This window comes from Methylobacterium sp. CCH5-D2 (genome assembly GCF_001556475.1).
GTDB classification, from domain to species: Bacteria; Pseudomonadota; Alphaproteobacteria; order Rhizobiales; family Beijerinckiaceae; genus Methylobacterium; species Methylobacterium hispanicum.
On sequence record NZ_LSIX01001132.1, the window covers coordinates 1 to 9,551 of the forward strand.

The 9,551-nt window shown below is 74.2% G+C and carries 11 protein-coding genes; 2 read left to right on the top strand and 9 right to left on the bottom strand.

Going from position 1 to position 9,551, the window contains the following annotated elements:
• The 3 genes from AX737_RS30735 to AX737_RS30745 form a co-directional block, all read right to left on the bottom strand.
• Positions 1-220 (bottom strand): substrate-binding domain-containing protein (locus AX737_RS30735; RefSeq protein WP_348626819.1); only part of this gene is annotated, 220 nt, incomplete at its 3' end.
• The gene (locus tag AX737_RS30740; RefSeq protein ID WP_066927894.1) at positions 220-1,053 is read right to left on the bottom strand and encodes a substrate-binding domain-containing protein; all 834 of its coding nucleotides are present in this window, start codon (positions 1,051-1,053) and stop codon (positions 220-222) included. The genes AX737_RS30735 and AX737_RS30740, both read right to left, overlap by 1 nt.
• A complete protein-coding gene (locus AX737_RS30745; protein ID WP_066927896.1) occupies positions 1,026-1,754 on the bottom strand; it encodes an ATP-binding cassette domain-containing protein in 729 nt (242 codons plus the stop codon). Before AX737_RS30745 ends, AX737_RS30740 begins: the two co-directional genes overlap by 28 nt.
• Positions 1,755-1,952: 198 nt before the next feature.
• Here AX737_RS30745 and AX737_RS30750 point away from each other — a divergent pair, with 198 nt between their 5' ends.
• Positions 1,953-2,666, top strand: a complete 714-nt coding sequence (locus AX737_RS30750; RefSeq protein WP_066927897.1) for an HWE histidine kinase domain-containing protein — start codon at positions 1,953-1,955, stop codon at positions 2,664-2,666.
• 6 nt (positions 2,667-2,672) lie between these two features.
• Here the strand turns inward: AX737_RS30750 and AX737_RS30755 are convergent, their stop codons facing one another.
• The 6 genes from AX737_RS30755 to AX737_RS30780 all read right to left on the bottom strand — a co-directional run bounded on the left by AX737_RS30755 (position 2,673) and on the right by AX737_RS30780 (position 8,686).
• Positions 2,673-3,053, bottom strand: coding sequence for a response regulator (locus AX737_RS30755; RefSeq protein WP_066927900.1), 381 nt, complete (start codon positions 3,051-3,053; stop codon positions 2,673-2,675).
• Entirely contained in the window at positions 3,050-5,242 is a 2,193-nt protein-coding gene (locus tag AX737_RS30760; protein WP_238230377.1) for a PAS domain-containing protein, read from the bottom strand. Before AX737_RS30760 ends, AX737_RS30755 begins: the two co-directional genes overlap by 4 nt.
• Positions 5,243-5,337: 95 nt before the next feature.
• Complete coding sequence (locus AX737_RS30765) at positions 5,338-5,871, bottom strand: cupin domain-containing protein (RefSeq protein ID WP_066927905.1); 534 nt, start codon at positions 5,869-5,871, stop codon at positions 5,338-5,340.
• A gap of 167 nt (positions 5,872-6,038) precedes the next feature.
• A complete protein-coding gene (locus tag AX737_RS30770; RefSeq protein WP_066927907.1) occupies positions 6,039-6,932 on the bottom strand; it encodes an NAD(+)/NADH kinase in 894 nt (297 codons plus the stop codon).
• Between the two features lie 10 nt (positions 6,933-6,942).
• Positions 6,943-7,929: an SPFH domain-containing protein gene (locus AX737_RS30775; RefSeq protein ID WP_066927909.1), complete on the bottom strand. Its 987-nt coding sequence runs from the start codon at positions 7,927-7,929 to the stop codon at positions 6,943-6,945.
• 19 nt (positions 7,930-7,948) lie between these two features.
• On the bottom strand, positions 7,949-8,686 hold the full coding sequence (locus AX737_RS30780; protein ID WP_066927911.1) for an NUDIX domain-containing protein: 738 nt from the start codon (positions 8,684-8,686) through the stop codon (positions 7,949-7,951).
• 50 nt (positions 8,687-8,736) lie between these two features.
• On the opposite strand from AX737_RS30780, the gene AX737_RS33890 reads away from it, so the two are divergent.
• The gene (locus AX737_RS33890) at positions 8,737-8,964 is read left to right on the top strand and encodes a hypothetical protein (RefSeq protein WP_156454064.1); all 228 of its coding nucleotides are present in this window, start codon (positions 8,737-8,739) and stop codon (positions 8,962-8,964) included.
• The last annotated feature ends 587 nt before the right edge of the window (positions 8,965-9,551 follow it).

Genomic DNA, 9,551 nt, shown 5'->3' on the forward strand with positions numbered 1-9,551 from the left:
CCCCGCCGACGATGGCGTCGCGGAGCAGGCCGGAGGCGCCGAAGGTCGCGTCCACCCGCGGACCGCCGGCCGCCTCGTAGGCGCGCGCCACCTCGGTCAGCGGCGCGCGCAGGCTCCCGGCCGCGTGGAGCCGGACGGCGTCCGCCGCCTGCCCGGGCGATGGCAGGGAGGCCATGAGGGCGCTCGCGAGGCCGAGGACGGCGCGCAGGATCGCCCGCATCAGGGCTTCCCGACGGCCTCGGCGTTCGGGAAGAACAGCTGCTCCCCGTCGATCTTGTAGTCGGCGATCGCCTGCTGGCCCTCCGCCGAGACCAGCCAGTCGATGAAGGCCTGGCCCTCCTTCACCTTCACCTGCGGGTGCTTGGCCGGGTTCACCAGCATCACGCCGTACTGGTTGAACAGGCGCCGGTCGCCCTGGACCAGGACGGCGAGGTCGCCGCGGTTCTTGAACGACAGCCAGGTGCCGCGGTCGCTGAGCAGGTAGGCGTTCATGGCGGAGGCGGTGTTGAGGGCCGGCCCCATGCCCTGGCCGATCTCCTTGTACCAGTCGTCCCGCCCGGTCCCCGGCTCGATGCCGGAAGCCTTCCAGTAGCGCAGCTCGGCCGCGTGCGTGCCGGACCGGTCGCCGCGCGAGACGAAGGGCGCCTTGGCGGCGGCGATGCGGGTGAAGGCCGCCGTCACGTCCTGCCCCTTCGCGCCGGCCGGGTCCGCCTTCGGGCCCACCACGACGAAGTCGTTGTACATCACCTCCTGGCGGCGCACGCCCGCGCCCTCGGCCACGAACGCCTCCTCGGCGGCCTTGTCGTGGACGAAGACCACGTCGGCATCGCCCCGGCGGCCGACATCGAGGGCCTGGCCGGTGCCGAGCGCCACGACCTTGACGCCGATGCCGGTCTTCGCGGTGAAGCGGGGGAGCAGGTGCTTGAACAGGCCGGACTGCTCGGTGGAGGTGGTCGAGGCCACGGTGATCGTCGCCTGCGGCTCGGCCCGCGCCGGCCCGGCGGCCAGGAGGGCGAGCGCGGCGCTCAGAAGGCTGCGGCGTAGGATGTCCATGGCAATTCTCGCTTGATGTAGGCGCGGGCTTCCGCGGAGCGGGGTGCGGAGAGGACCTGGCGGGTCGGGCCGTGCTCGACGGCGCGTCCCTCCGACAGGACGAGGACGTCGTCGGCGAGGCGGTCGACCTGGCCGAGGTTGTGCGAGACGAGCAGCACCTTGGTGCCGGCGCGCGCGGCCTCGCGCAGGAGACCCTCGATCACCTCGGTCGCCGCGGGGTCGAGGTTGGCCGTCGGCTCGTCGAGCAGGAGGAGATGCGGCGCGCTCGCCAGCGCGCGGGCGAGCGCGAGGCGCTGCTGCTCGCCGCCCGACAGCTTCGTGGCGGGATCGTCGGCCCGCGCCAGGAGGTCCACCCGCGCGAGCGCGGCCCGGACGCGCGCGTCCCGCTCGCGCCGCGTGAGGCCGAGATCGGACAGCCCGAGGGCGACGTTGTAGGCGGCACTCGCCCGGATCATGGCCGGGCGCTGGAACACGAAGGCCCGGCGCACGTGCGCCCGGCCCGTGCCGATGCGGATCGTGCCGGAGGCGGGCAGGAGGAGGTTGTCGATCAGGCGGAGCGTGACGCTCTTTCCGGCGCCGTTCGGACCGATCAGCGCGGTGATGCCGGGCGCGGTGATCGCCGCGTCGAGGCGGTCGATGATCGTGCGCGCGCCGACCCGGTAGACGACCTCATCGAGACGGACGGGGGGTGCAATGCTCATTCGACCCGGCGGGACGCTGCCGGCACGACGTGGACGGCGGGCCGACACGCCACATCATGTGGGGCCCGATCAATATGAAATCGTCTGCCTATGCGCTCCGGCGCCGGCGGGCGGCCTCACCGGAGGGCGCTCCCCGCGGCCGCGCACTGAACGCTGCGGGGCCGGACGGATTGATCACAAGGCAGACCGGGACACCGCATGACACACGACGCGCAACCCGACCCCACGGCCGCGCTGGAGGCCGAGCTTGCCGCGCTCAAGGCCGACAACGCGCGCCTGCGGCAACTCCTCGACGCGCGCAACGCGCCGGGCGAGCTGCGCCACCGGCAGCGCAACACGTTCGCGATGCTGCGCATGCTCATCCGTTCCTCGGCCGAGCCGGCGGAGGATCTGGAGACCTACGTCTCGCATCTCGAGGACCGGCTCGACGCGGTGGCGCGCGTGCAGGCCGCCATCGACATCTTCGGGCAGGTCGATCTGGCGGACCTGATCGGGAGCGAGCTCCTGGCCTACACTGTGCACGAGGGCGGACAGGCGACGCTCACGGGACCGGCGGTGCGGCTGCGGCCCGCCGCCGCCCAGACCTTCGTCCTCGCGGTCCACGAACTGACCATCAACGCGATCGAGCACGGCTGCCTCGGCCAGCCGAGCGGATCACTCGAGATCCGCTGGAGCGTCGAGCCCGAGGCGAGTGGGTTGCCGCTGACGCTCATCTGGAAGGAGGCGGGCTGTGCCGGCATCGCCGAGCCCGGCCGCAGCGGCTTCGGCACGGAGGTGCTGACGGAGACGATCCGCTACGAGCTCAAGGCCGCCACGACCCTCGCCTACGAGCCGGACGGCCTGCGTTGCACGATCCGTTTCCCGCTCGCCGAGCGGGTCGGCCGGGTCCTGGAGGATCTCGGCCCGGCCTGAGCCCGGTCAGCCGAACAGGGCCTCGGCGACGCGCGCCGCATCGACCGGCTTGCCGCAGTGCCGGACGGCCCCGTGCCGCGGCGGGATCTCGACCGGATCGTAGCCCGTGGCGAACACGAAGCGGACGCCGCGCTCGGCGAGCGCGTCGGCGACCGGGAAGACCATCTCGCCCTGGAGGTTGACGTCGAGGACGGCCCCGTCGATGCGCGGGGCGCTGCGCACGATGGCGAGCGCGTCCGGCACGTTCGAGGCCGGCCCCAGGACGAGCGCCCCCGCCTGCTCGAAGCACCGCCGCAGCTGCTTCACGATGAAGTAGTCGTCCTCGACCAGCAGGACGGCCCGGCCCGCGAGCGCGGCGGGAGGAGAAGCAGCAGGACAGGCGGTCACTCGTACGTCCCCGTGGCGCCGCGTCCGTCGAGCGGCAGCTCGATCCGGCAGAGCACGCCCCGCGCATCCAGCTCGTAGCGCGTGCGCGCGCCGAGCGCAAAGGGCAGGGCCTCCTCGATCAGCTCGCGCCCGTAGCCGCGATAGGCGCGCCGGTCGGCCCCGTCCGGTATCCCGGTCTCGACCCAGTCCATGACCAGCCAGCGCCGGGACCCGCCGCCCTCGTCCGCGACGCGGGTGTGCCAGCCGACCGCGAGCCTGCCCCGCGCCGTCGAGAGCGCGCCGTGCTTGCGGGCGTTGGTCGCCAGCTCGTGGATGGCGAGCGCCAGCGTCTGCACCGTGGAGCGGCGCAGCACCACGGGCGGCCCGTCGAGGCCGACGGGCCGCTCGCCGATGCCGAGCGCCTGCAGCTCCATGCGCACCAGCGCCTCGAGGGTGATGGGAGACTCGGCCGAGCGGGAGAGCAGGCCCTGGACGCGCGAGAGCGCGGCGAGCCGGTCGTCGAACTGGACCACGAAGGACGCGCCCGGCCCGGTCCGGGCCAGGGTCTCGTGCGCGATGCTGGCGATCACCGCGATCAGGTTGCGGGTGCGGTGCTGCAGCTCGGCGACCATCACCCGCTGCTGCTCCTGCAGGCGCCGCAGCTTGTCGATGTCCGTCGCGGTGCCGAGCCACTCCCGGATCACGCCGCCCGCGTCGCGGACCGGGACGGCCCGGGCCTGGAACCAGCAGTGGCGCCGCTCGTCCGCGCTGTGCAGGCGGTACTCCACGTCGAGTGACCCCCGCCGCGGGGCCTCGGACCAAGCCGCCAGGGCGCGATGCCGGTCGTCCGGATGGATCGGCTCGAGCCATCCCAGGCCGCGGCTCTCCGGCTCCGGCTGCCCGGTATAGGCGGTCCATTGCGGGCTCGCCCAGGTCCACCGCCCGTCGCCCGCCGCGCGCCAGACCAGCTGGGGAACGCCCTCGATCAGCGCGCGCTGGCGCGCCTCGCTCTCGCGCAGGGCCGCCTCGGCGCGGACCCGGCCGGTGATGTCGACGCTGACGGCCAGCATCGCGGCGATCGTGCCGTCGTCCGCGCGCACGGCCGAGACGCTGTTGCGCACCCAGACCTCGTCGCCGTCCGGGCGCAGGTAGCGCTTCTCGATGTCGAAGGCCCTCCCGTCGCGCGCCGCCGCCTCGAACAGGGGCCGGTTGCGCGCGAGGTCGTCCGGATGGGTGATCTCCTGCATGAGCCGCCCGAGCAACCGGTCGCGCGGGCGCCCGACGAGGGCGCAGTAGGTGTCGTTCACCTCCGTGAAGCGGCCGTCGAGGTCGCAGAGGGCGAACCCGGCGCTGGCCTGGGCGAAGACGGCCTTGAGGCGGGCCTCCCCCTCCAGGAGCGCCGCCCGGGTCCGCCGACGCGCGGTGGTGTCGATGGCGGTGCCGATCATCCGGACGCAGCGCCCGCCCTCGAAGACGCCGCGTCCCTTGGCGGAGACCCAGCGCACGACGCCGTCCTCCTTCCCGACGGTGCGGTACGCGACGTCGTAGACGGCGCGCCAGCCGGGGTCGGCCGCGGCCGCGTAGGCGGCCCGCGTGGCGGCGCGGTCGTCCGGGTGCAGGCCCGCGTCGTAGTCGGCCATGGAGACCGGCACGTCCGCCGAGATCCCGAACATGGCCTTCACGCGGGGCGGCCAGAACAGGGTGTCGTTGACGACGTCCACGTCCCAGAGGCCGATTTCGGCCGCCTCGGTGGCGAGGCGGAGCTGTTCCTCGCTCTCGCGCAGCCGCTGCTCCGCCAGCTTCTGCGCGGTGATGTCGAAGCTCACCCCGTTGATGATCCAGGGCCTCTCGCGCTCGGCCCGGCCGCGCCACTGGATCCAGCGCCCGGCGGCCGGGCCGGCGGCCACCTTGACCTGATCGTGGAAATGCTCTGCGGGAGCGATCGCCCGGGTCATCACGGCCTCGAGGAAGGCCGCGCCGTCCGGCTCCATCAGGTCGGCGTAGACCGAGACCGGGTGCGGCCGGTCGGAGAACGCGACGCCCCACAGGCCCTGGAAGACGTCGTCTGCCCGGACCAGGCGCCGGCGCGTATCCCAGCGCCAGGCGCCCATCCCGCCGCCCTCGAGCGCGATGCGGCGCAGCTCCTCGCTCCGCCGCAGGCGGCGGTGAAGCTCGTCCCGGGGGGAGCCGTCGGCCATTCTGTCGGACACCCTTGCTCGGCGCGGGAACCCCGCTCCGGATACTCGGCCACCCCGGACGTTCCGGCCATGGCACCGACGGACGCCTCCGTCCCCGGCCTGCGGGGTCACGGACGCGCGTGGATGGGATCGACCCAGTAGACGGCCTCCGGGCGCTCGGCCGCCGCGACGTCAGGCAGGTTGACGACGACCGCCTCGTTGTCGGAGCGCACCAGCACGCAGTGCAGGGGCTCGTCGGTCGAGGCGTTGATCTCCTGGTGCGGCACGTACGGGGGCACGAAGATGAAGTCGCCCGGCCCCGCCTCGGCCACGTATTCGAGCCGCTCGCCCCAGCGCATGCGCGCCCGCCCCGAGACCACGTAGATCACGCTCTCCAGCGCGCCGTGGTGATGCACCCCGGTCTTGGCGTCGGGCTCGATCGCCACGGTGCCGGCCCAGATCCTCTGCGCGCCGACCCGCGCCGCGTTGACCGCCGCCTGCCGGAACATGCCGGGCGTCTGGGCGGTGTTCGGGTCGAGCCGGTCACCCGGGATCACCCGCACGCCGTCGTGCTTCCAGCGCTCGGCCGGGACGTCCTGCCCGCGGTCGGGCGCGTGCTCATGGTCGTGGTGGTGCGTGTGGCCGTCGCCTGTCTCGTGCATGTCGCGTCCTCCGGCCGCCATCCTCGCACGGCCGCGCGGAGTTCGGAAAATCCGGGGCGACCACGGCCGGCGCCGTTCCCGACCGCAACGCGATCGGACCCGTCCCCGGGCCCGTGTCTCGACACGCTCTCCCTGGCCGGACCGGAGTCCACGTCGAGGAGAGCGCTCTACTGGACCACGAGGTTGAGCCCGCGCGCGGCAGGGCCGAGTTCCACCCGCCGGCCCCAGTCGAAGGCGATGAAGTCCTGCTCGATCCCGTCGGCGAACACCACGCCGCCCTCGTTCATCCGCGAGACCAGCGAGAGCGTGGCCGCGGCGAGCTTGCCCGCCCGCAGCCGGGCCGCCGTGGCCACGCTGGCGAAGGGCTCGCGCACCCAGTAGCCGACCGCGGCTTCCTCGGCTCCGAGCGGGACGCCGAGGCCGGTCGCCTCGCTGATCGAGCGCGCCCAGCCCGTCGCCCCCGTGCCGGACGCGACGATGACCCCGCTCGACGCCTGGTCTTCGGCCGCCTCCCCCGTCTCGATCCGGTAGCGCGCGGACTGGTGGCCGCGATGGCCCACGAAGATCTCGTTGAGCGCCAGGAGCCGCTCGCCCCCGTCGAGCACCGCCTGCACCATGGTGCGCCGCTCGATGCGGGCCGCGCCCGCGACGCTCGCCGGCAGGAGCGCGCCGAGACGCGCGACGGCGATCCGCGCCAGGACGCCGTCGTAGAGGTCGGGCGCCGGGTTGACGCCGATCACCGGCTGCCCGTCAAGGTATTTGGCGACGTTGGCGACCAGCCCGTCCTGCCCGACGGCGACGACGACGTCCTCGGGCGCGAACAGGAACCGGTCGAGGTCGGCGCGGCGCGCCAGCGTCTGGCGCCAGCCCGCCGGCACCGCGGCGCGCGCCTCGGCCAGCACCGCCTGGAAGCGGGCGTGGCGCGCCTCGACCTCGCCGAGCGACTGCCCGCGGCTCTCGAGGAAGAACTTGGCCTGCCCGCGGGTCGCGTGCCGGGCGAGCAGCAGCTCGTAATCCGTGTCGCGGGTGACGAACACGGCGCGCGGGGTGATCGCCGCCATCGTCCGCGCCTCAGCGGGGTGCGGCGAGCGGGGCGGCCGCCCGGCGGACCTCGCCGACGAGGCTCGCCAGAAGGTCCGGCGTCACGTTCACGTGCTCGATCGTCTCCAGCTTGCCTGCCAGCTCGCGCGCCGCCAGCCCGAGCAGGGTCGCCGGGGCGAGGTCGCGGTAGACCGCCACGCGCTGCGCCTCGGCCTCGGCGCGCGCCCCCTCGACGAGGCGGATGCGCCCGGCTTCCGCCGCCGCCTCCAGGCCCCGCGCCTCCGCGAGCGCCGCCGCACGGGCGCGGGCGTTCTCCGCCTCGCGGGCGATGAGCAGCGACTCGCGCTGGGCCAGCTCGGTGCGCGTTGCGAGCTCGTTCTCGGCGATGGCGCGCTCCTTCTCGACCCCCAGCGCCCGCCGGGCGAAGGTCGCCTCGTCTGCCTTCTGCTGCAGCGCCTCGAAGGTCGGCGTCTGCAGGGCGCGCTCCAGCTCGCTCGTCGGCGCGAGGTTGGTCAGCCGGACCGAGACCGGACCGACACCGATCTCGGCGAGCGCCGGAGCCTCCGCAAGGGTCGCCTCGAGGATCAGCCGCAGGGGATCCGGCCCTGCGTCGAGCAGGGCGCGGACCGGGCTCGCGCCGAGGTGGTGCAGCACCGCCTGCCCCGCGATCCCGCTGAGGCGCGCCTCGATCCGCTCGACCGGCTCGCCCCGGAGCTTCCCGGTCCGCAGGTCGATCGAGAAGTCGACGCGGCTCGCCAGCCGCTCGGGATCGACGACGTGCCAGCCGATCGTGCCCTGCACCGCGACGGCCTGGAAATCCCGGCTGCGCCCGCGCACGAACAGGGTCATCTCGCGGTCGTCCATCGGCAGCTCGCTGATGCTCGCCGTCTCCGGGCGGAACCAGAAGACGAGGCCGCGCCCGCTCTGGCGGAGGCGCCCGTTCCGGTATCGGACGACGTGACGGCTCGCCTCGCTCCTCAGCTGGGCGACCGGGCCGATGGTGCGGATGGTGGCCATGGCATTCTCCTCGACGGGATCAGCGGGGCTTGCGGAAGCGATAGAGTTCGGGCGGCCGGAACGAGGTGCCGGCCTCGCGCTCGCCGGTGGGCTCGAGCCAGCCGCGGTCGAGCATCCGGCGGCGGAAGGCGGGCTTGTTGAGCGCGGTGCCGAGGATCGCCTCGTGCACGTCCTGGAGCTGGCGCAGGGTGAAGCGCTCGGGCAGCAGCGCGAAGCCGACCTCCGAATAGTCGAGCTTGCCCCGCAGCCGCAGCATCGCCAGGGCGAGGATGTCGGCGTGGTCGAAGGCCAGCCGCAGCGGGCCGCTCTCCGCGCTCCCCGCGGGCGGCAGCACCGCGACGGGACCGCCCGCCTCGCCGGCCCACGGCACGTCGATGGGGGCCGGCAGCAAGCCCGCTCCGTTGCGCGCCGCCGCCGCGAAGACGTGCTCCGGCAGCAGCGCGAGATAGGCCACGGAGACGATGCGCATGCGCGGATCGCGGTCGAGCGCGCCGAAGGTGTAGAGCTGCTCCATGTGGAGGCCGGCGAGCCCCGCCTTCTCGCGCAGCACCCGTTCGGCCGCGGCATCGAGCGTCTCGTCGACGCGGACGAAGCCGCCCGGAAGCGCCCAGCATCCGGCCCCGGGCGGCTCGTCCCGCTTCAGGAGCAGCGCGGCGGGGCGACCCTCGAGCAGCCCGAGCAGGACCGCGTCGACCGTCAGGGCGAGGCGTCCGTAGGGGGTCGGGTCGTAGGCGGCGAGAAACGCGTCCTCGTGCATGGCGCCCTCTTATTCGCATCGTGCGAATAACTAAGACGCGTTTTGCATATATGTCAAGGGCGCGCCCGTGCGCCGTCTCGCGCGACCGGCCCGGGCCTGCCCGCCGCGGCGTGCGCGAGGGCCGCTCCAACGGCTACGGACTGGAGGCGCTCTCCCGCAACCGCGACCTTGTGAGGCGCAGGATCGGGCCGGAGCACCAGCTCGTCGTCGGGGCCGATGCCGGCTTCACCGGCGAGACCGTTGTGCGAGCGGTGGCGCCGCGCATCGTCGGCCGCTGAGGCGGCGCCCGGGTGCGGCGCATGACGCGGCGCGAGCCCGCGGCCATCGATGGGCGGCCCGGGGCGCCGGCGTCTGATGGGGGAAGGGGCTTGGCGAGGCGCACGGGGCGCCCATGACCGGCGGGTACGACGAGCGCTGCGCGGCCGACCTCGCCGCCCTGGCCCGGGCGGCATCCGCCGACGGGGCGCGCGACCTTGCCGCCCTCGTCCTCGATCCCGGCCGCGCCACGGCGGCAGCACAGGGCCGCCCGGCCCGGATGAATGCGATCCTGCGCGGGCGCCGAGACAACGCGCCCTTCCGGCGGATGATCGCCGCGCTCCGCGAGGCGAGGAACCCGCGCCGCCACCGCGTCCACGGCGGGACCGCGGTGGCGATGCCCCCGTCCGTGGAGGCCGTGACGGTCAGGCCCTCCCGCGGGCAGGAACCCGGCGGGCAGGGATCCGGCGGTTCAGTAGGTCCGCCGGGGCGGGCGCCGCCCGTAACGGCGCCCGATATAGGCGATGACCTTCGGCACGATGAACGCCGTCAGGATCTTGCGCAGCATCGACGGTATCTCCTCGTCAGCGGGTGCGGCGGGCGAGCCAGC

Coding starts and splice junctions, on each gene's coding strand:
- AX737_RS30750 (WP_066927897.1), top strand. CDS start 1,953: ATGACACACGACGCGCAACCCGACCCCACGGCCGCGCTGGAGGCCGAG.
- AX737_RS30740 (WP_066927894.1), bottom strand. CDS start 1,053: ATGGACATCCTACGCCGCAGCCTTCTGAGCGCCGCGCTCGCCCTCCTG.
- AX737_RS30745 (WP_066927896.1), bottom strand. CDS start 1,754: ATGAGCATTGCACCCCCCGTCCGTCTCGATGAGGTCGTCTACCGGGTC.
- AX737_RS30775 (WP_066927909.1), bottom strand. CDS start 7,929: ATGGCCACCATCCGCACCATCGGCCCGGTCGCCCAGCTGAGGAGCGAG.
- AX737_RS30765 (WP_066927905.1), bottom strand. CDS start 5,871: ATGCACGAGACAGGCGACGGCCACACGCACCACCACGACCATGAGCAC.
- AX737_RS33890 (WP_156454064.1), top strand. CDS start 8,737: ATGTCAAGGGCGCGCCCGTGCGCCGTCTCGCGCGACCGGCCCGGGCCT.
- AX737_RS30780 (WP_066927911.1), bottom strand. CDS start 8,686: ATGCACGAGGACGCGTTTCTCGCCGCCTACGACCCGACCCCCTACGGA.
- AX737_RS30770 (WP_066927907.1), bottom strand. CDS start 6,932: ATGGCGGCGATCACCCCGCGCGCCGTGTTCGTCACCCGCGACACGGAT.